Source organism: Pseudomonas sp. DC3200b2, from assembly GCF_049895785.1.
Lineage (GTDB): Bacteria > Pseudomonadota > Gammaproteobacteria > Pseudomonadales > Pseudomonadaceae > Aquipseudomonas > Aquipseudomonas massiliensis.
In genome coordinates this window covers 198,723-219,516 of record NZ_JAFCTA010000004.1, presented here as the reverse complement: position 1 = coordinate 219,516, position 20,794 = coordinate 198,723, and the positions used below count along the sequence as shown (strand labels likewise).

The 20,794-nt window shown below is 62.6% G+C and carries 17 protein-coding genes; 7 read left to right on the top strand and 10 right to left on the bottom strand.

Annotated features, from left to right (window positions below; genetic code table 11):
- Nucleotides 1-109: 109 nt before the first annotated feature.
- Nucleotides 110-1,030 carry a LysR substrate-binding domain-containing protein gene (locus ACP691_RS13675; protein WP_426151121.1) on the bottom strand — a complete coding sequence of 307 codons (921 nt, stop codon included), beginning with the start codon at nucleotides 1,028-1,030 and terminating at the stop codon, nucleotides 110-112.
- Nucleotides 1,031-1,159: 129 nt separating this feature from the next.
- Here ACP691_RS13675 and ACP691_RS13670 point away from each other — a divergent pair, with 129 nt between their 5' ends.
- Nucleotides 1,160-2,542 (top strand): NorM family multidrug efflux MATE transporter, encoded by a 1,383-nt coding sequence (locus tag ACP691_RS13670; RefSeq protein WP_426151123.1) that lies wholly within the window; start codon nucleotides 1,160-1,162, stop codon nucleotides 2,540-2,542.
- Here ACP691_RS13670 and ACP691_RS13665 read toward each other — a convergent pair whose 3' ends face one another.
- Nucleotides 2,543-4,219 carry a putative bifunctional diguanylate cyclase/phosphodiesterase gene (locus tag ACP691_RS13665; RefSeq protein WP_426150753.1) on the bottom strand — a complete coding sequence of 559 codons (1,677 nt, stop codon included), beginning with the start codon at nucleotides 4,217-4,219 and terminating at the stop codon, nucleotides 2,543-2,545.
- A gap of 243 nt (nucleotides 4,220-4,462) precedes the next feature.
- On the opposite strand from ACP691_RS13665, the gene rep reads away from it, so the two are divergent.
- Nucleotides 4,463-6,472, top strand: a complete 2,010-nt coding sequence (gene rep, locus ACP691_RS13660) for a DNA helicase Rep (protein ID WP_426150755.1) — start codon at nucleotides 4,463-4,465, stop codon at nucleotides 6,470-6,472.
- A 15-nt stretch (nucleotides 6,473-6,487) separates the two neighbouring features.
- Complete coding sequence (locus tag ACP691_RS13655) at nucleotides 6,488-7,063, top strand: xanthine phosphoribosyltransferase (protein ID WP_426150757.1); 576 nt, start codon at nucleotides 6,488-6,490, stop codon at nucleotides 7,061-7,063.
- Here the strand turns inward: ACP691_RS13655 and ACP691_RS13650 are convergent.
- The 5 genes from ACP691_RS13650 to dadA form a co-directional block, all read right to left on the bottom strand.
- Nucleotides 7,044-8,981, bottom strand: a complete 1,938-nt coding sequence (locus ACP691_RS13650) for an acetyl-CoA hydrolase/transferase C-terminal domain-containing protein (RefSeq protein ID WP_426150759.1) — start codon at nucleotides 8,979-8,981, stop codon at nucleotides 7,044-7,046. The two genes, ACP691_RS13655 and ACP691_RS13650, sit on opposite strands and share 20 nt — an antisense overlap.
- Before the next feature lie 103 nt (nucleotides 8,982-9,084).
- Entirely contained in the window at nucleotides 9,085-9,633 is a 549-nt protein-coding gene (locus ACP691_RS13645) for a cupin domain-containing protein (RefSeq protein WP_040260300.1), read from the bottom strand.
- A gap of 113 nt (nucleotides 9,634-9,746) precedes the next feature.
- Nucleotides 9,747-10,817 carry an alanine racemase gene (gene alr, locus ACP691_RS13640; protein WP_426150761.1) on the bottom strand — a complete coding sequence of 357 codons (1,071 nt, stop codon included), beginning with the start codon at nucleotides 10,815-10,817 and terminating at the stop codon, nucleotides 9,747-9,749.
- Between the two features lie 76 nt (nucleotides 10,818-10,893).
- Nucleotides 10,894-11,247 (bottom strand): RidA family protein, encoded by a 354-nt coding sequence (locus tag ACP691_RS13635; RefSeq protein ID WP_040260302.1) that lies wholly within the window; start codon nucleotides 11,245-11,247, stop codon nucleotides 10,894-10,896.
- On the bottom strand, nucleotides 11,219-12,520 hold the full coding sequence (gene dadA, locus ACP691_RS13630; protein ID WP_426150763.1) for a D-amino acid dehydrogenase: 1,302 nt from the start codon (nucleotides 12,518-12,520) through the stop codon (nucleotides 11,219-11,221). Before dadA ends, ACP691_RS13635 begins: the two co-directional genes overlap by 29 nt.
- 154 nt (nucleotides 12,521-12,674) lie before the next feature.
- On the opposite strand from dadA, the gene ACP691_RS13625 reads away from it, so the two are divergent.
- Both ACP691_RS13625 and ACP691_RS13620 read left to right on the top strand, forming a co-directional pair.
- Nucleotides 12,675-13,163 carry an Lrp/AsnC ligand binding domain-containing protein gene (locus ACP691_RS13625; protein ID WP_040260304.1) on the top strand — a complete coding sequence of 163 codons (489 nt, stop codon included), beginning with the start codon at nucleotides 12,675-12,677 and terminating at the stop codon, nucleotides 13,161-13,163.
- Between the two features lie 48 nt (nucleotides 13,164-13,211).
- On the top strand, nucleotides 13,212-14,519 hold the full coding sequence (locus tag ACP691_RS13620) for an NAD(P)/FAD-dependent oxidoreductase (RefSeq protein WP_426150766.1): 1,308 nt from the start codon (nucleotides 13,212-13,214) through the stop codon (nucleotides 14,517-14,519).
- A 2-nt stretch (nucleotides 14,520-14,521) separates the two neighbouring features.
- Here ACP691_RS13620 and ACP691_RS13615 read toward each other — a convergent pair whose 3' ends face one another.
- Complete coding sequence (locus ACP691_RS13615) at nucleotides 14,522-14,749, bottom strand: DUF1127 domain-containing protein (protein ID WP_426150768.1); 228 nt, start codon at nucleotides 14,747-14,749, stop codon at nucleotides 14,522-14,524.
- 173 nt (nucleotides 14,750-14,922) lie between these two features.
- On the opposite strand from ACP691_RS13615, the gene ACP691_RS13610 reads away from it, so the two are divergent.
- Both ACP691_RS13610 and ACP691_RS13605 read left to right on the top strand, forming a co-directional pair.
- Nucleotides 14,923-16,353, top strand: coding sequence for a PLP-dependent aminotransferase family protein (locus tag ACP691_RS13610; protein WP_426150769.1), 1,431 nt, complete (start codon nucleotides 14,923-14,925; stop codon nucleotides 16,351-16,353).
- A gap of 55 nt (nucleotides 16,354-16,408) precedes the next feature.
- Nucleotides 16,409-17,974, top strand: a complete 1,566-nt coding sequence (locus ACP691_RS13605; protein WP_426150771.1) for a phospholipase D family protein — start codon at nucleotides 16,409-16,411, stop codon at nucleotides 17,972-17,974.
- On the opposite strand, the gene ACP691_RS13600 is transcribed toward ACP691_RS13605, so the two are convergent.
- On the bottom strand, nucleotides 17,971-19,119 hold the full coding sequence (locus tag ACP691_RS13600; RefSeq protein ID WP_426150773.1) for an MFS transporter: 1,149 nt from the start codon (nucleotides 19,117-19,119) through the stop codon (nucleotides 17,971-17,973). The two genes, ACP691_RS13605 and ACP691_RS13600, sit on opposite strands and share 4 nt — an antisense overlap.
- Nucleotides 19,120-19,179: 60 nt before the next feature.
- Complete coding sequence (locus ACP691_RS13595) at nucleotides 19,180-20,673, bottom strand: aldehyde dehydrogenase (protein ID WP_426150775.1); 1,494 nt, start codon at nucleotides 20,671-20,673, stop codon at nucleotides 19,180-19,182.
- Nucleotides 20,674-20,794 lie beyond the last annotated feature (121 nt).

Here is a 20,794-nt window from a genome sequence, read left to right as displayed (position 1 = left end):
AAGGGTGTACACGATAAAGATGTTGGATCCTGCACACCGGACCCTGTCATGAAGTCGGCGGCAGGGGGGATTACTTGAGCGTCACGCCTGGGTATTTCAGCGGCACTGTCTAGCGTAGCAAGGTGACTGTCGGCAGCGTCATGCCCGCCGCCTCGGCGCGCAGGAAGTCGCTGAGCCGGTGTACCCGTTCGTTGCCCGGGCGCGTTCGCGGCCATACCAGGTAGTAGCTTTCGCCGCTGGCCACGGCGGTGGGCCAGGGCAGGCTCAGCCGCCCCGCCGCCACATCCTCGGCTACCATCAGCAAGTCGCCAATGGAGACGCCATAGCCCCGGGCGGCGGCGATCATACCCAGTTCCAACGTGTCGAACACCTGCCCTCCACGCAGGGATACCTGGTTTTCCAGGCCCATTCGCCGCAGCCAGTGCCGCCAGTCGCGGCGATCCGGCGTGGGGTGCAGCAACTCGGCCTGAGCCAGACGCTGGGCGGTCCAGGGTCCCTGCCCCGCCAGTTCCGGACCACCGACCGGAATCAGCAGCTCGTCGAACAGCCAGGTGGCCTCCCAGTCTGCCGGAAAGCTGCCGTTGCCCAGCAACACCGCACAATCGAATGGTTCCAGATGGAAGTCCACGTTGTCCTGGTCCATCCAGGCGCTGGTAAGTTGCACTTCATTGCCGCTTTGCAGATGCCGGAACCGGCTCAGGCGTGCCAGCAACCAGCGCATGGTCAACGTGGACGGCGCTTTCATTCGCAGGATGCCGTCTTCGCTTAGCAGGGTCCCGCATGCACGCTCAAGGGAAGAAAAGCCTTCCCGCACGCCTGGCAATAGCAAGCGGCCCGCCTCGCTGAGCTGCAGGTTGCGTCCGGCGCGCTGGAACAGGCGGCAGGCGAAGAAATCCTCCAGGGTACGCACGTGCCGGCTCACCGCGCTCTGGGTAATGGAAAGCTCTTCGGCGGCGCGGGTGAAGGAACTGTGCCGGGCAGCAGCTTCGAACGCGCGCAGGGCATAGAGAGGAGGAAGGCGACGGGTCATCGGCAGGCCATTTGACAAGGGCATCCATGCATGAGTCAGACTCATGCCAGCGATCGCTATTATCCTTTTGTCGAAGCACTGGAGCAAAGCGCAGAATCGTTTCTTTTCGATCAATCCATTGTCTGCCCCATGCCATTGACCGCCCGCTCTGAACTCGCTGCCCTGATGCGCCTTGCCGGCCCGCTGATCGCGTCCCAACTGGCGCATATGCTGATGATCCTGACCGACACCGTGATGATGGCCCGCATCGGTCCCCAGGCGCTGGCCGGGGGCAGCCTCGGTGCCGCCAGCTATTCCTTCGTGTCGATTTTCTGCATTGGCGTCATCGCCGCGGTAGGCACATTGGTGTCCATCCGGCATGGCGCCGCGGACCCAACCGGGGTTACCCGTCTTACCCAGGCGGGCCTTTGGCTGGCCTGGGGCCTGGCACTGGTGGGCGCCGTGCTGTTGTGGAACCTGCCACCGCTACTGCTGGTACTCGGGCAGGCACCGGAAAACGTGAACGCGGCTAGCACCTTCCTGCGCGTGCTTGCCTTTGCCCTGCCTGGCTCCCTGAGCTTCATGGCCCTGCGCGGCTTCACCAGCGGTGTAGGCAAGGCCACGCCGGTGATGGTCATCAGCGTGGCCGCCACCGCGCTCAACCTGGTGCTCAACCTCGCCCTGCTCGACGGTTGGTTCGGCCTGCCGCCCCTGGGCCTGGCGGGCATCGGGCTGGTCACGGCCACGGTGGCCACGCTGATGGGCCTGAGCATGGCCTTCTATATCCACCGCCATGCCGGCTACCGGGCCTACCCTGTGTTGCACGGATTGGCCCGGCCTTGTGCCGAATCGCTCAAAAGCCTCTGGCGGCTGGGTCTGCCGATTGGCGGCACCTATGCGGTGGAAGTCGGCCTGTTCGCCTTTGCCGCCCTGTGCATGGGCAACATGGGCCAGACAGCGCTCGGCGCCCACCAGATCGCTTTGCAGATCGTATCCGTGGCCTTCATGGTACCCGCCGGGCTGTCCTATGCCGTCACGCTGCGCATCGGCCAGCATTATGGCGCCGGCCAGCCCGGCCACGTGCATCAGGCCGGCCGCATTGGCATAGGTTTCGGCGCGTTGATCATGCTCAGCTTTTCCATGGTTTTGCTGGTGGCGCCCGAGCGCCTGGTGGACCTGTTCATCGATGCCTCCGACCCTGAGTTCGCGGCCATCTATGCCCTGGCGTTACGGCTGCTGGCGGTGGCCGCCTGGTTCGAGCTGTTCGACGGCGTGCAAACCATTGCCATGGGCGCCATCCGTGGGCTGAAGGATGCCCGCCTGACGTTCCTGGTAGGGCTGTGCTGCTATTGGCTGCTGGGCGCCCCGGCCGCCTGGCTGCTGGGCTTCCACTTTGGCCAGGGTGCAGTGGGCGTCTGGTGGGGCCTGGCGTTGGGCCTGGCCTGCGCCGCGGTCAGCCTGACGGCCGCCTTTGAATGGAAGATGAAACGCCTGCGGCCGGCCCTGCCCAGCTCAAGCGAAGCAGCGGCCTAGTCAACCGCCAACCTTGCCCTGCCGAGCGCTTGCCTGGCCCAGGTAGGCCAACAGCGCCTCCAGGCCCATGGGTCGGCTGATCAGGAAACCCTGTACCTGATCGCAGCCGTAGCTGCGCAGCTCGTCCAGCTGACGTTGGGTTTCGACCCCCTCCGCCACTACCTGAAGGTCCAGATGCTGGGCGAGCTTGACCATGGCCCGGACCAGCTGCCGACTCTCGGCTCGCTCCTCCATGCCAGCGACGAAGCTGCGGTCGATCTTGAGCAAGGCGATGGGCAGGCTGCTGAGATGGACGAATGAAGAAAAACCGGTGCCGAAGTCATCCAGAGAGAAACGCACCCCCAACTGACCCAGGGCATCCATGGTGTGACGCACCTGCTCGTTACGGCGCATCACCGCGGTTTCGGTAAGCTCGAACTCCAGCCAGCTGGCATCTATGCCCTGGTCCTTGATCAGGCGACTCAAGGTGCCCAACAGCTGGCTGTCCTGGAATTGCCGGAAGGACAGGTTTACAGCCATATGCAACTGAGCGATGCCAGCCTGTTGCAACACGCGCATGTCATGCAGCGCCCTGGCCAGCACCCAGTAGCCCAGGGGCACGATCAGCCCGCTTTGTTCTGCCAGGGGTACGAATTCGCTGGGCGCCAGCAAGCCGCGTTCGGCGTGGCGCCAGCGTACCAAGGCCTCGAGACCGACGATGCGGCCGGAACCCAGGTCGAGGCGAGGCTGGTAATGCATCTCCAGTTCGTCCCGGCGCAAGGCGCGGCGCAGTTCGCCTTCCAGGTCCGCGGCGCTGCGCGCATGGCGATTCACTTGTTCATTGAACACATGGAAGGTACAACCCTGCACGGTCTTGGCCTGCTGCATGGCAATGTGCGCATGCCACATCAGTGGATCCGGATCGGTACGCAAGCGCCCATGGGCAATACCCAGGCTACAGCCGACCAGCAGGCTTTCTCCGTCGACCCAATACGGCTCGCCCAGGCTTTCCACTATCTGCTCGGCGAGGCGGTCGGCCCGTTGGGAATCGCGCCGGGTATCGATCAGCAAGGCAAATTCGTCTCCTCCCAGGCGGGCGAGATGATCGCCAGGCGCCAACTGCGCCTTGAGCCGCGCTACCACCTGCAGGATGATCCGGTCGCCGGCCTGGTAGCCCAGGCTATCGTTGGCGTGGCGGAAATTGTCCAGGTCCAGGTGTCCAAGCGCCAGGCCACGACCGTCTCCCCCTGCCAAGCGCGTGGCCAGCATGGTAAGGAAGCCTTGTCGGTTGGCGATGCCAGTCAGCGCGTCTTCATCGGCCAAGCGTTGCAACGTACCTTGTAACAGGCTGCGCTCCTGTACATGACGAAGGCAGCGGCGCAGCACCCCAGCGGACAATTCGGAAGCCACCAGCCAGTCACTGGCGCCTACTGGCGCCTCGGGCGGCTCATGCTCGAGCAGCAGCACCTGCGGCCAGGCGCAATGACCCGCCGGGGGCTGGGAATCCGGCGTGGCCAGTACTACCAGGGCTTCGCCACCCGGCTCCGAAGCCAATGCATCCCAGGGCGCGCCCCAGGCTTTGGCGGTGTCGAACACGCAAGGGTTGCCCAGATCGCTCAGGCAGTTGCGCAACGCAGGCTCCCAGCCGTCCTGTTGCGTGATCAACAGCAGCCGCATGGGTTCGGTGAGCGTGGACAAGCGAGCTCCTTAAAGGCGTAACGGAACGTCAAGCCATACGCGCGCGCACGCCTTGAGCGCCAATGATAACGATTTGCATCGACAGAGACGACCGGCTCAAGGTCACGCTTTTACAACGCTGGGGTACGTATAACAAAAGTAACAAATTTATTAAAAAAACATAGGGGGTAGAGGGACGGTCGCGGCAGAAGACGCCTGGCCTGTTAAAATGCGCGACCTTTTTTTCAGCATCCCCTGGAACCCATGTCTCGGCTCAACCCAAGGCAACAAGAAGCCGTGAACTACGTCGGTGGCCCCCTGCTGGTGCTGGCCGGCGCAGGCTCTGGCAAAACCAGCGTCATCACTCGCAAGATCGCCTACCTCGTACAACAGTGCGGGATACGGGCCCAATACATCGTGGCCGTTACCTTTACCAACAAGGCGGCGCGAGAAATGAAGGAGCGCGTCGCTGGGCTGTTGCGCGGCGCCGAAGGCCGTGGGCTCACGGTCTCCACCTTCCACAATCTCGGCCTGAACATCATTCGCAAGGAATACGCCCGCCTGGGCTACAAGCCGGGCTTTTCCATTTTCGATGAGGGCGACATCAAGGCGCTGCTGACCGACATCATGCAGAAGGAATACGCTGGCGATGATGGCGTGGATGAAATCAAGCAGCTGATCGGCGGCTGGAAAAACGACCTGATCCTTCCACCGCAAGCTCTGGCCGAGGCCCGCAACCCCCGGGAGCAGACCGCCGCGGTGGTGTATGCGGCCTACCAGCGTACCCTCAAGGCCTACAACGCGCTGGATTTCGATGACCTCATCCTGCTCCCGGTCAAGCTGTTCCAGGACCATCCGGACATTCTGGAAAAATGGCAGAACCGGGTCCGCTACCTGCTGGTGGACGAGTACCAGGACACCAATGCCAGCCAGTACCTGCTGGTCAAGCAACTGATCGGCACCCGGCACCAATTCACCGTGGTCGGTGACGATGATCAATCCATCTATGCCTGGCGCGGCGCGCGCCCGGAGAACCTGATGCTGCTCAAGGAAGACTATCCTTCCTTGAAAGTGGTGATGCTGGAGCAGAACTACCGCTCTACCAGTCGCATCCTGCGCTGTGCCAACACGCTGATCGCGAACAATCCCCATGCGTTCGAGAAGCAGCTGTGGAGCGAAATGGGTCACGGCGACGAGATTCGTGTGATTCGCTGCAAGAACGAAGATGCCGAGGCCGAGCGGGTAGCGATGGAAATCCTCACCCTCCACCTGCGCACCGACAGGCCCTACCGGGACTTTGCCATTCTTTATCGGGGGAACTACCAGGCCAAGCTGATCGAGCTCAAGCTGCAGCATCACCAGGTGCCCTATCGCCTTTCCGGTGGTACCAGCTTCTTCGCGCGTCAGGAAGTGAAGGACCTGATGTCCTACTTCCGGCTGCTGGTCAATCCGGACGACGATAATGCCTACCTGCGGGTCATCAATGTCCCGCGGCGGGAAATCGGCTCTGCGACCCTCGAAAAACTTGGCAACTATGCGACCCAGCGCGGCATTTCCATGTATGCGGCCAGCGAGGAGCTGGGCCTGGCCGAGCATTTGGACGGCCGCTTCGTCGACCGGCTGCAGCGTTTCAAGCGCTGGATGGATGGCGTGCGCCAGCAAGTGGCCCAGGATGACCCCATAGGCGCCTTGCGGGCAATGGTGGCCGACATCGACTACGACAACTGGATTCGTCAGAACAGCTCCAGCGACAAGGCGGCGGACTACCGCATCGGCAACGTGAACTTCTTGATCGAGGCGCTCAAGAATACCCTCGAAAAGGATGAAGACGGCGACATGACCATCGAGGACGCCATCGGCAAGCTGGTGTTGCGGGACATGCTCGAGCGCCAGCAGGAGGAAGAGGAAGGCGCCGATGGCGTGCAGATGATGACCCTGCACGCTTCCAAGGGCCTGGAGTTTCCCTATGTGTTCATCATGGGCATGGAGGAAGAAATCCTCCCGCACCGCTCCAGCATCGAGGCCGATACCATCGAGGAAGAACGGCGCCTGGCCTACGTGGGCATCACCCGGGCACGGCAGACCCTGGCGTTCACCTACGCGGCCAAGCGCAAGCAGTACGGGGAAATCATCGACTGCGCGCCGAGCCGTTTCCTTGACGAGCTGCCCGCCGACGACCTGGCCTGGGAAGGCTTGCAAGATACACCCGTGGAGGTCAAGGCCGCCCGGGGCAACCATGCACTGGCCGACATACGCGCCATGCTCAAGCGGTGAATGAAGGAGCTCCTATTGGACGCGTTGCATAACAAGATTCGAAGCGAAGGCATTGTGCTGTCGGATCAGGTGTTGAAGGTGGATGCCTTCCTCAACCATCAGATCGACCCTGCCCTCATGAAGGCCATCGGCGAGGAATTCGCCCGTCGCTTCGCGGACGCGGGGATCACCAAGATCGTGACCATCGAAGCGTCAGGCATCGCCCCTGCGGTGATGACCGGCCTTTACCTGGGCGTGCCGGTCATTTTCGCGCGCAAGCATGCGTCGCTGACCCTGACCGAAAACCTGCTCACCGCTTCGGTTTACTCCTTCACCAAGCAGACGGAAAACACCGTGGCGGTATCCCCGCGCCATCTGAGCAAGGGCGACCGGGTCTTGATCATCGATGACTTCCTGGCTAACGGGCGGGCGGCCCAGGCCCTGATTTCAATCATCCAGCAGGCCGAGGCCGAAGTGGCCGGCCTGGGGATCGTCATTGAAAAGTCCTTCCAGACCGGCCGTGCTCAACTGGACGAGCAAGGCTACCGTGTAGAGTCTCTGGCGCGAGTGGCGTCCCTGGAAGGTGGTAAGGTCAGTTTCCTGCCAAGTTGACGCCTTCTCCGGCAGGCGCGCTCGCTGGGCGCGTGGCGTGCAGCCCGGTGAGCAATAGCCGCTGCTCCAGCTGTTCGCGCAGCCCGCCGGGGTGGTCCAGGTTCATGCGCGCCAGGTGTTCGGTGTAGGCGTCTGGCGAAGGCGCGTCCAGGGCCGCGCGGCCCAGATCCAGCAGCTCGCTGAGGTGGAATTTGCTCTTGAGCCAGTTCAGTGCTCGCAACAGGTCCTTTTCAGCGGCAGTGAAGTCACTTCCAAGAGGATATTCCGGGAACAGCTGAGGGTGGCGAGCGCGGATCGCCTCCAGCCGCTGCGGAGTGTTGTCGGTGAAGCGGGGCGCAATCCGGAAATCCCTGGGTAACTTGCCGGCCAGTTGGGCGGCATCCAGCAGGCTTGGCTGGAAGCGAGAGTCGGCAATGTTGAGCAAGGCCTCGATCACTTGAGCGTCGTTCTTGCCGCGCAGGTCGGCGATACCGTATTCGGTCACCACCATGTCTCTTAGATGTCGAGGAATGGTGCAGGCGGTCTGCTCCCAAAGAATGTTGGAGCTGACTACGCCGGCGCTTTCTCGCCAGCTGCGCAGCAGCAGGATGGAACGTGCCCCTTCCAGTTCGTGACCCTGGACCACGAAATCGAACTGCCCGCCCACGCCGCTGAGCACCTGACCGTCGGCCAGCTGGTCGGACGTCGCCGCGCCCAACAGCGAGACGTTCAATACCGTATTGATGAATCGGGCATGCCGGCGCTGGGTTCGCTTGAGCGCCTCGTCTCCATACAGCCGGTTCACATAACTGATGGCAGTCATGGCGAAGCGGGCTCTGCTCGCCAAGGGCAGTTCCCGCAGGCGTGCATAGAAGGCCGCGGGCCCAAGGAAGAAGCCTCCATGCAGGACCGCACCCTCGGCGTCCAGCTCGCCTCCAGGCCCAGAGGGTCCGCCGCTGACCCGACGGCGCAATATGCCAGCGTCGGCGAGCACCAGCAGACCATTGACGAACATTTCACTGCAGCCATAGAGGCCTTCGGCAAAAGGCGCCAACCCGCCTTCGGTTTCGATCAGGTTGTCCCACTCTTGCAACTGGGCTTCCTGCAGCAGCGCCCGATAACCCGAGTTGTCTGCCTGCCGCGCCAGCAACGCCGCGCTGATGGCGTCGCCCAAGGCCCCTATGCCGATCTGAAGCGTGCCGCCATCTCGCACCAGGCTACTGGCATGCAAGCCAATGAAATGCTCGCGCACGCCAACCGGCTGGTTGGGGGTTGAAAACAAAGGGCTTTGTTCCGGAGTATCGATCAGCAGGTCGAAGCGCGCCCGCGGCAGCTCGGCCGCGCCCGGCATATAGGGAAGTTCAGCATGTACCTGGCCGAGCACCAGAATGGTTTCACCAGCGACACGGCGCTTCTGCAACAGCGGTAGCAGGTCAAGGGTGATGTCCGGGTTGCAGCTCAGGCTGAGCAGGCCGGGCCGCTCTGGATGTTCGGCTACCAGCTGGGCAATCAGGTTCAGACCTGCCGCGTCGATGTCCCGGGCTGCATGGCTGTAGTTGCTGCTGACATAGTTTTGCTGCGCCTGGGTACTCGAACCGCTGCCGGGTTGCATGAAAAACTGCTGTACCCGTATGTTCGATGGCAAGGCGTCGGCGGTCAGATCCGCTACGAAGTCCAGGTCCGGGTAGTCCTGGTACAACTGAGCCACGAAGGGTTCGAGGAAGCGCCGTTGCAACCCGTCGCCCAGGGGGGGCCGGTTCAGGCAAAGGGCGGTGTAGATCGTCAGTTGCCGCTCGGGCAACCCTTTGAGCCTGGCATAGAGCGCATTGACGAAACGATTGGGCTTGCCCACTCCCAGGGGCAGCCCCAACCGGATATGTGTCGGCAAACGCTCGAGCACCACCTCTACCGCCTGCTCCAGGCTCAGCACATCGGTCATCGCCACCTCCATTTCGGATGCTGTGGTGACTATGACCGCATGGCCGCCCAATGGTTGGCGCTGTGGGCCTGCGAAAGGCCGCGCCCCTGGAAAGCCAAAGGCCTCAGAAGTTGGCTGGCGTGGCCGCGCTGATCAATCGCGCCGGCACGTCATAGGGATTGCGGAAACGGTGCGGGCGCGTGCTTTCGAAGTAATAACTGTCGCCGGCCTCCAGTACGAAGGTTTCCAGGCCGACCACCAGCTCGAGGCGCCCTTCGATCAGGATGCCGGTTTCCTCGCCGTCGTGGGTGAGCATTTCTTCCCCCGTGTCAGCACCAGGAGGGTAGATCTCGCTGAGAAACGCAATGGCACGGCTGGCGTGACCACGCCCGACCAGCTTCATCGTGACCTCCCCGTCGGAGATATCGATCAGCTCGCTGGCCTTGTAGACCACCTGCGCGGAGCTTTCAGGCGCCAGCTCTTCGGAAAAGAATTCCATCATGGACATGGGGATGCCGCTGAGCACCTTGCGCAAGGAGCTGATAGACGGGCTCACACTGTTTTTCTCGATCATCGAGATGGTGCTGTTGGTCACCCCCGCGCGTTTGGCCAGCTCGCGCTGAGACAGGCCTTTGAGCTTGCGGATGGCTTGCAAGCGTTCACCGACGTCCAATGGTGTTTCCCTCCCCGGGGTAGCGGCTGTAAAACTGAACGGTATCATGGCAACAGCGTTCAGTATTTACAACACCCGTACCCGGCGCAGGGTTATGCAGCGGAGCCCTCTGGTCAGTCTCGGTAGATCCTGGGTACTCGCTTGAGATTGCAGAACAGCTCATAGGGGATGGTTTCAGCGGCCGCCGCCACCTCGGTTGCCAATACATGGCGCCCCCACAATTCCACCTCGCTGCCCAGGCTCGCTTCAGGTACGTCGGTCAGATCGATGCACAGCATGTCCATGGATACGCGACCCAGCAGGCGACTGCGCTTGCCGGCCACCCTTACCGGCGTACCGGTGGGCGCATGACGGGGGTAGCCATCGGCGTACCCCATGGCCACCACGCCGATGCGCATGGAGCGGTCGGTGGTGAAGGTCTGGCCATAGCCTACGGGCTCGCCGGCAGGCAATTCGCGTACGCTGATGACCCTGGACGCCAGGGTCATTACCGGTTGCAGCCGGTCGGCTTGCGGTTGCGGATGCTCGAATGGGCTGGCCCCGTAAAGCATGATGCCTGGGCGTACCCAATCGCCTGGCACCTTCGGCCAGCCCAGCAATGCTGGAGAGTTCCGCAGGCTCACCTCGGCTGCCAGTCCTTCGCTGGCGCCGAGGAACTGGGTGACCTGCTCTTGGCTGCGAGGATTGTCCAGCCCATCGGCACTGGAAAAATGGCTCATGAGCACCACCTTGGCGACCTTGCCACTGGCCAGGAGGCGCTGGTAGGCCTGGGCGTAGTCCGCCGGGTGCAAGCCAACGCGGTGCATGCCTGAATCAAGCTTCAACCATACGGTCAAGGGCGCGCCGAGCGAAGCCTGCTCGATGGCTTCGACCTGCCACAGGGCATGCGCCACGCACCAGAGCCTATGCTCGACGATCAGCGCCAGCTCGGCCGCCTCGAAAAAGCCCTCGAGCAGCAGGATCGGTGCCTGGATACCCGCCGCGCGCAGTTCCAGAGCTTCCTCTATACATGCCACAGCGAACCCATCGGCTTCTTCGGCCAGTGCCGTGGCACAGCGAACCGCGCCATGGCCGTAGGCGTCGGCCTTGATCACCGCCAGGGCCCGCGCGCCACTGAGTTCACGGGCGAGACGATAGTTGTCACGGAAGGCTTGCAGATCGACGAGGGCACGAGCGGGGCGCATGTGGGGCTCTGATAATCCGGGTAGAAAAAACCCGGCGACCCTGGGGCACGCCGGGCGAGGAATGGTATGGCTTGGATCAGCTCAACGCGGCGGTCACCGACAGCTCGACCAGGATCTCAGGCTCGCAGAGCTTGGCCTCAACCGTGGCCCGCGCGGGCGCGACGCCCTGGGGCAGCCATTGGTCCCAGACAGCGTTCATGCCTTCGAAATGAGCATCGATGTCTTTCAGATAGATAGTCACGGACAACAAGCGGGTTTTATCGGTACCGGCCTGCTCGAGCAGGTGCTCGATATTGGCCAGGGTTTCCCGGGTCTGTTGTTCGATGCCGGCTGACAGGTCGTCCCCGACCTGCCCGGCCAGATACACCACCCCGTTATGGGTGACGATCTGGCTCATGCGTTCATTGGTGAGCTGGCGCTGGATGGCCATGGCTGGAATTCTCCTGAGAATTACCGTAACGGGAAATGTCGAGGCCTTGGGCACTGATCTGCGGCTTCTTGCGCGCCATCAGGTCCGCGAGCAAGCGACCGGAGCCACACGCCATGGTCCAGCCAAGGGTACCGTGGCCGGTATTGAGGAACAGGTTGCGCATGGCGGTGGCACCTACGATAGGCGTGCCATCCGGCGTGGTCGGACGCAAGCCGGTCCAGAAACTGGCCTTGCCCAGGTCGCCGCCGCGAGGATAAAGATCATTGACGATCATCTCCAGGGTTTCGCGCCGCCGCGGGTTCAGTGAAAGGTCGAAACCGGCGATCTCGGCCATGCCGCCTACACGAATGCGGTCATCGAAGCGGGTAATAGCCACCTTGTAGGTTTCATCCAGGATGGTCGACACCGGGGCCATGGCCGCGTCGGTGATCGGCACCGTCAACGAATACCCTTTGAGCGGGTAAACCGGCGCCTTGATGCCCAAAGGCTTGAGCAAGGCAGGTGTGTAGCTGCCCAAGGCGAGCACGTAGCGGTCGGCAGTTTCCAGCTTGCCGTCGATGTACACGCCATTGATGCGGTCACCGGCGAAATCCAGGCGCTCGATCCGCTGCCCGAAGCGGAATTCCACACCAAGGGCGCGCGCCATGTCCGCCAGGCGCGTAGTGAACATCTGGCAGTCGCCGGTCTGGTCGTTCGGCAGGCGCAAGGCACCGACCAGCAGGTCGCCCGTGGCCGCCAGGGCAGGCTCGACCCGCGCGATGCCGGCGCGGTCCAGCACTTCGTAGGGTACGCCGGACTGCTTCAGTACCGCGATGTCCTTGGCAGCGTTGTCCAACTGCTCCTGGGTACGGAACAGCTGGGTGGTGCCCAGAGTACGGCCTTCGTAGCTGATGCCGGTCTCGGCTCGCAGCTCGTCAAGGCAATCGCGGCTGTACTCGGACAGCCGCACCATGCGCTCCTTGTTCACGGCATAACGGCTGGCCGTGCAGTTGCGCAGCATTTGCGCCATCCACAGGTACTGGTCCAGGCTGGCGGTGGCCTTGATGGCGAGCGGCGCATGACGTTGGGCCAGCCACTTGAGCGCCTTGAGCGGCACGCCAGGCGCTGCCCAGGGCGATGCATAGCCGGGCGATACCTGGCCGGCGTTGGCGAAACTGGTTTCCATGGCCACGGCCGGCTGGCGGTCGACCACCACCACTTCGAAGCCCTGCCGGGCCAGGTAATAAGCGCTGGTGGTACCGATTACCCCGCCGCCAAGCACCAGAACTCGCATGTCCAACCCCTTGACGCGGTACGCCCGCGGTTCAACCGTATACATTGAAGTTGGCGGCAGTATAGGGACTGCAAACCAGTGCTTTTCACTGTATATAGCGCTATATTCAGCGACAAATCTCGGCCAAATCGGCTTTTCAGGAGGGGCATCGCCTATGCGTACCCAACATCAAAGCAAGCGCGAGCTTGACAGGATTGACCGCAACATTCTGCGACTGTTGCAAGCCGACGGGCGTTTGTCTTTCACCGAGCTTGGGGAGAAGGTGGGGCTTTCGACCACGCCCTGTACCGAGCGGGTGCGCCGGCTCGAGCGCGAGGGGATCATCATGGGCTATTACGCCCGCCTCAACCCTCAGCACTTGAAAGGTAGCCTGCTGGTGTTCGTGGAGATCAGCCTGGACTACAAGTCAGGCGATACCTTCGAGGAGTTCCGCCGCGCGGTGTTGAAACTGCCCCATGTGCTGGAATGCCATCTCGTCTCGGGTGACTTCGACTACCTGGTCAAGGCGCGGATTTCCGAGATGGCTTCCTACCGCAAACTGCTCGGCGACATCCTGCTCAAGCTACCTCATGTGCGGGAATCGAAAAGCTACATCGTGATGGAAGAGGTAAAAGAAAGCCTCACGCTCCCGGTGCCGGACTGAACAACGCCCCTACAATGTTAAATTTACCTAACACCCAGATGGTTCGCCATGCCAAATCCAGCAACATTTCCTTCGGACCTCCATCCGGCGTCCTACTATGCCGCCACTCGCTTGCCTCATCCGCATTATCGGGCATTGCAGGGGCATCTGGAGGTGGACGTTTGCATCGTGGGCGCCGGATTCAGTGGGCTCAACACGGCGATCGAACTGGCTGAGCGCGGCCTGAGCGTGGCTGTGCTCGAAGCCCGAAGCATCGGTTGGGGCGCGTCCGGGCGCAACGGCGGGCAGCTGATTCGAGGCGTCGGCCATGAAGTCGAGCGGTTCGAGCCCTTGCTCGGGCATGAGGGAGTGCGTCAACTGAAAAAGATGGGCCTTGAAGCGGTGGATATCGTACGCCAGCGCATCGAGACACACCGACTGGACTGCGACCTCACCTGGGGCTATTGCGACCTGGCGAATACGCCACGGCAGTTCGAGGCCTTCGCTGATGAGATCACCGAGCTGCGCGGGTTGGGCTACCGCCATGCACTAGAGCTGGTTACCCCTGCACAACTTCCCCAGGTCGTCGGTTCGAGCCGCTACGCAGGCGGGTTGGTGGACATGGGGTCGGGGCACCTCCACCCTTTGAACCTGGCCTTGGGCGAGGCTGCGCTTGCCAGCCGACTCGGCGTGGCGCTGTTCGAGAGTTCGCCAGTCACCGGCATCGACCATGGGCCCAAGGTCAAGGTGCGGACCGCTCAAGGCAGCGTTGGGGCGGGCACCCTGGTACTGGCCTGCAACGCCTACCTCAATGACCTCAACCCTGAATTGAGCGGCAAGATACTGCCCGCAGGCAGCTATATCATCGCTACCGAGCCCCTTGACGAATCCTTGGCCCGGCAACTTTCTCCGCGCAACCTAGCCATGTGCGACCAACGCGTGACCGTCGACTATTTCCGGCTGACGGCGGACCGGCGCCTGCTGTTCGGGGGTGCTTGCCATTATTCCGGGCGGGACCCGAAGGACATCGCCCGCTACATGCGGCCCAAGATGCTCAAGGTGTTCCCCCAGCTGGAGCGGGCGCGCATTGACTACCAATGGGCCGGGATGATCGGCATCGGCGCCAATCGCCTGCCACAGATCGGCCGCCTGGCCGAACATCCCAATGTGTTCTATGCCCAGGCCTACGCCGGCCACGGCTTGAATGCGACTCACCTGGCCGGCAGGCTGCTGGGCCAGGCCATTACCGGCCAGGTCGGCGGCGGCTTCGAACTCTTCGCACGTGTGCCTCATATTACCTTCCCCGGCGGCAAGCACCTGCGTTCCCCATTGCTGGCGTTGGGAATGCTGTGGCATCGCGTGAAGGAACTGATTTGACGTCATTCCCGCCAGAATGGCTTCGTGCCTTCTTCCCACTGCTGGCCACGACTCAAGCCTACGTCCGCCAACTCGGCATCGGTCAATTCCAGAAGTAGCCGCCGTGTTTCCCAGCGGTGTCGCCAAAGCGCCCAGCCGCGCAAAGCCAGGGAGGCGGGCCGAACCTTGCCGGCAGCGGCCGTCAACCGGTCATCCTTGAGCCATATACGCACATCGGTGAAGCCATTCACGGGGCACCTCCTTCTCCTGCATCCGTGCCACCAGCATGAGCTGCACCAGCGAATCATTACAGATTCAAAATCCAACTATCTTTTCCATACAGATTCGCTAGATTGGGTTCTGAATGCTGGAAAAATTCGAAATCTGTACTGGCTGACCAAGCAAGGCCCGCCCGGAGTATGCCATGACGCTTTACATGAACCTGGCCCGCCTGCTGGAAGATCGCATTGAACAAGGGCTCTATCGGCCTGGCGACCGGCTGCCTTCCGTCCGCACCTTGAGCACCGAGCACGGGGTGAGCCTGAGTACCGTCCAACAGGCGTATCGCCTGCTTGAAGACAATGGGCTGGCCGCGCCCAGGCCCAAGTCAGGCTACTTCGTGTCCAGCAGGACGCTGCCGGCTTTGCCAGTGGTTGCCCGTCCCGCGCAGCGCCCCGTAGAGATTTCCCAGTGGGACCAGGTGGTGGAACTGGTGCGCAGCACACCGCGCAAAGATATCGTGCAATTGGGCCGCGGCATGCCGGATGTCACCGCCGCCACCCTCAAACCTTTGTTGCGCGGCCTGGCGCAACTGAGTCGGCGCCAGGATATGCCAGGGCTCTACTACGATACGGTCTACGGGACCGAAGCCCTGCGCGAGCAGATTGCCCGCGTGATGGTGGATTCCGGATGCCGCCTGGGCGCGGCAGACCTGGTAGTGACCACGGGTTGCCACGAGGCATTGTCCAGCAGCGTGCGCGCCATCTGCGAGCCCGGAGACATCGTGGCGGTGGACTCACCCAGCTTCTTCGGCGCCATGCAAACGCTCAAGGGCCTCGGCATGAAGGCCTTGGAGATCCCTACGGACCCGCTCACGGGCATCAGCCTGGAGGCGTTGGAACTGGCGCTGGAACAGTGGCCGATCAAGGCCATTCAGTTGACCCCAAATTGCAACAACCCTTTCGGCTACATCATGCCGGAGGGGCGTAAGCGCCAGCTGTTGACCCTGGCTCAGCGCTTCGACGTGGCCATCATCGAAGACGATGTCTATGGCGACCTGGCCTATACCTACCCTCGCCCGCGCACGATCAAATCCTTTGACACGGACGGTCGGGTCCTGTTGTGCAGCTCTTTTTCCAAGACCCTCGCACCCGGCTTGCGGGTGGGCTGGGTAGCGCCCGGTCGTTACCTTGAACGAGTACTGCACATGAAATACATTGGCACCGGCAGTACCGCCACCCAACCCCAATTGGCGATCGCGGACTTCATCGAGGGTGGGCATTACGAGCCGCACCTACGCCGGATGCGCGCTCAATATCAGCGTAGCCGCGACCAGATGACCGACTGGGTGCGTCGCTATTTCCCGGCCAGCACCCGGGCGAGCCGCCCCCAGGGTGGCTTCATGCTCTGGCTTGAAATGCCGGAAGGCTTCGACACCCAGCAGTTGAACCAGGTGCTGCTCGGCAAGGGAGTCCAGATTGCCGTAGGAAGTATCTTTTCCGCCTCCGGGAAATTCCGGAATTGCCTGAGGATGAACTTCGCGTCCCGGCCTACCCCGGCGCTCGAAGCCGCGGTTCGCCTGGTTGGTGAGACAGCCGCCGAGTTACTGGCAGGGCTACCGCCCAGCAGTGAGTAACTTTTTCAGCGCAACGGCGGTCATAAGGCCACCAAGTACGCCGCAAGAGCACACCATGGTCGTCACTGCCCGTCTCCTGGCTGCGTTCTGGCTCAGCCTCATGCTCGCAGGATGCGCGGGCCAGGCGTCCGCGCCGGTATCAAGCGAAAGGATCCCGGCTGAGCAATCGCCCTTTGGCCGATCAGTACTGCAACAGGCCAGCGCCCATCCGGGGATGTCCGGGTTCCGCCTGTTGCCGGACAGTGGCGAAGCCTTTCGCGCCCGCGCCGAGCTGATTCGTAATGCCCGCACCAGCCTGGACCTGCAGTATTACATTGTGCACGACGGGCTCAGCACCCGAACGCTGATGCGTGAGGTACTAGACGCCGCTGACCGTGGCGTGCGGGTGCGCATCCTGCTCGACGATACGACCAGCGACGACCTGGAAGACCTGCTCGGCACGGTCGCCAGCCATCCCAACATCAAGGTGCGGTTGTTCAACCCTACCCACCTGGGTCGCGGCACTGGCGTCACTCGGCAGCTTGGCCGCCTGCTGCGCTTGAATGAACAGCACCGGCGCATGCATAACAAGGTCTGGATCGCCGATGACAGTGCGGCAATTGTCGGCGGGCGCAACTTGGGCGATGAGTATTTCGATGCCAAGCCGAACCTGAACTTTACCGATATGGACCTGCTGGGCTTCGGCCCCATCGCCCGCGAACTGGGCTATAGCTTCGATCAGTACTGGAATCACCGCCTGAGCCGCCCGCTGCACGAGCTCCATGACATACCCTCGGCGAGCAAAGCCTTGCCCGCGTTTCGCCAGCGCCTGGGCACCTCACTGCTCAAGGCCAGCGTCAAGCAGAAAGCGCTTTACGATCGTCTGACAAGCTACCGCAGTCAGCCCAAGCTGCACGAGTGGCGGCAGTCGTTGATCTGGGCGCCAAGCCAGGCCCTGTGGGACGCGCCAGCGAAGATCCTTTCAACAGGCAAGCCAGACGGCAAGCCCGACCCGCACCTGCTGCTCACTACCCAGTTGGCGCCTCACCTGTTGCAGGTGCGCCATGAGCTGCTACTGATCTCCGCCTATTTCGTGCCAAGGGAACCAGGCCTGCTTTATCTGACCGGCCGCGCCGACGCAGGCGTGGCGGTATCCTTGCTTACCAACTCACTGGAAGCCACCGACGTGCCCGCGGTCCATGGCGGTTATGCGCCGTATCGCAAGGCGTTGCTTGAACATGGCGTCAAGCTCTATGAGCTGCGACGCCAACCTGGGGATGACGCAGGTTTTTCCTATCACTTGCATGGCAGTTCAGCGTCCAGCCTGCACACCAAGGCCATGGTCCTGGACCAGCGCAAGGTGTTCATCGGCTCGTTCAACTTCGACCCGCGTTCGGTGCTATGGAACACTGAGGTCGGGGTATTGGTGGACAGTCCCGAACTGGCTGGCTACACCCGTGAACTGGCGCTGCAAGGCATGTCACCGGCGTTGAGCTACCAAGTCGAGCTGCACGGAGATCGACTGCAATGGGTGACCGAAGACAACCACCGCCTGCACCGGTTGCAACATGAGCCTGGCGACTGGTGGCGACATTTCAACGCCTGGGTGAGCGACCGTATCGGCCTGGAAAAAATGCTTTAGCCTGGCGAGCCGGCCTCGACATTCAATACAGGGCGCCGGCACGCCAGCAGGACCAACCCCGCAGCACCGGCGGCCATCATCAGCGGCAAGGCATGGCCGGTCAGCCATTGGTTGCCGGCGCCAGCGATCAGCGGCCCGACCAGGCAGCCGACGCCCCAGAGCTGGGCGACATGGGCGTTGGCACGAACCAGTTCGTCGTCGCGGAAGCGCTCTCCTATCATTACCAGGGACAGGGTGAACAAGCCGCCCGCGCTGGCGCCGAATAGCACCCATAGTGGCCAGACAGCCCAATGATGCATGGCCAGGGGGACGCAGGCACCGGTCACGGCCAGCAGGGCCGCACAGCCCAGGAACAAGCCGCGCCGTGGCAGATGGTCGGCCAGTACCCCTACCGGAAGTTGCAAAACCGCATCGCCCAGCACAACAGCGCTGACCATGTACAGGGCGATGCGGGGTTCATACCCCTGCTGCAGGCAATACACTGGCAACAGGGACAGGATCAAGGCTTCGAAGCCAGCGAACAGCGCGATCGCGTAGGCGATGACCGGCAAACGCCGGCAGAACGCCCCGAGATCGGCCAGGGTGACCGTCACCGCCTCGGTGCTCGGCGCGCCGCCACGGCCGAGCAACAACAACGGCGACACCAGCAAGAGGCCGGTCGCCAGCCAGAAACCCTGATCCTGCTCAGTGCCTATCCCCCCAAGCAACAAGGGGCCGGCCAACTGACTCAGGGCATAGCAACATCCATAAAGCGCCACCAGGCGACCGCGCCAGCGCTCGACTACCAGCTGGTTGATCCAGCTCTCGCCAAGCACGAAGACAATGGTCAATACGCTGCCGATGAGCAGGCGCAGCGCCAGCCAGAGCGCATAGCTGGGCCACAAGGCGAGCAGCCCGACGGAAACGGCGCCTGCGGCCAGGCACAGCTGCATGGCTCGGCCTGTGCCGAAACGCGCAGCAAGACGACTGGAAACCCGAGCGCCTAGCAGCACACCGATGGCCGGCATCGCCGACATCACGCCAATGGCGAAGCTGCCATACCCCCAGCTTTCCAGCCGCAGGGAAACCAGTGGCATGCTCAGGCCCAGCGCCAGGCCAACGCTGAGCACCGATGCCAATACCGCGAAATAGGTCCCCCACCGCATCGGGCGCTCCTGCGACATCGAGGCTGACCCCCGCGCGTTCCGGGCGGGGGCGGACAAGCTTTAGAGCTTGATCCAGGTCGCCTTCAGCTCAGTGTACTTGTCGAACGCATGGAGCGACTTGTCGCGGCCGTTTCCGGACTGCTTGAAGCCACCAAAGGGCGCCGTCATGTCGCCACCGTCATACTGGTTCACCCAGACGCTACCGGCACGCAGGGCACGAGCGGTCTTGTGCGCCTTGGAGATGTCGGCAGTCCACACGCCCGCGGCCAGGCCATAGGGCGTATCGTTGGCGATCGCCACGGCTTCTTCGGCGGTATCGAAGGTGATGACCGACAGCACCGGGCCGAAGATTTCTTCCTGTGCGATACGCATGGCATTGCTCACGCCATCGAAGATGGTGGGTTCCACGTAGGTACCGCCGCTCTCTTCAAGAATGCGCTTGCCACCGGTAAGCAAGGTGGCGCCGTCGCTGTGGCCTGCCTCGATATACGAAAGCACGGTGTTCATCTGTTGGGTGTCCACCAGCGCGCCAACGGTAGTGGCGGGGTCGAGCGGGTTGCCCGGCTTCCAGGCCTTCAGCGCCTCGACCACCATGGGCAGGAAGCGATCCTTGATCGAGCGTTCGACCAGCAGGCGCGAGCCGGCGGTGCACACTTCGCCCTGGTTGAAGGCGATGGCGCTGGCGGCAGCCTCGGCGGCGGCCTGCAAGTCAGGAGCGTCGGCGAAGACGATGTTCGGGCTCTTGCCACCGGCCTCCAGCCAGATCCGCTTCATGTTGGACTCACCGGCATACACCATCAGCTGCTTGGCAATGCGGGTCGAGCCGGTGAAGACCACGGTGTCGACGTCCATGTGCAGGGCCAGGGCCTTGCCCACGGTATGGCCATAGCCTGGCAGCACGTTCAACACGCCTGCCGGGATGCCGGCTTCAATGGCCAGTTGCGCGATGCGGATCGCTGTCAGCGGTGATTTTTCAGATGGCTTGAGCACGACCGAGTTACCGGTGGCCAGGGCCGGGCCCAGCTTCCAGCACGCCATCATCAAGGGGAAATTCCAGGGAACGATGGCACCGACCACACCCACCGCTTCGCGCGTGACCAGGCCGAGCTGGTCTTCGGGGGTAGCTGCCACTTCGTCGTAGATCTTGTCGATGGCTTCGCCGCTCCAGCTCAGCGCATTGGCTGCGCCTGGAACGTCGATGTACAGGGAGTCGGAAATGGGCTTGCCCATGTCCAGGGTTTCCAGCAAGGCCAGCTCTTCAGCGTTGGCCTTGAGCAAAGAGGCGAAGCGGATCAGCGTCGACTTGCGCTTGGCCGGGGCCAGGCGGGACCAGACGCCGGACTCGAAGACTTCCCGTGCATTGGCCACGGCGCGGTTGGCATCGGCTTCGTCACAACTGGCAACCAGGCCCAGCAGGCGGCCGTCTACCGGGCTTACACATTCGAAGGTCGCGCCTGATGCGGCATCCGTGTATTGGCCACCGATGAAGGCACGGCCTTCGATCTTCAGGCCTTCGGCACGCTGCTGCCAGTCTGCCAGGGTCAAGGTAGGCATAACGAAACTCCTCTTATAGATTTAGTGCGTCATGGGAAGCTCGTGTCGCAACAGGCACCGGACCCAAGCTCGGCCAAAGGCGTTCACCCTAAACCACTGCCGCGCAGCTTTCAATATATTT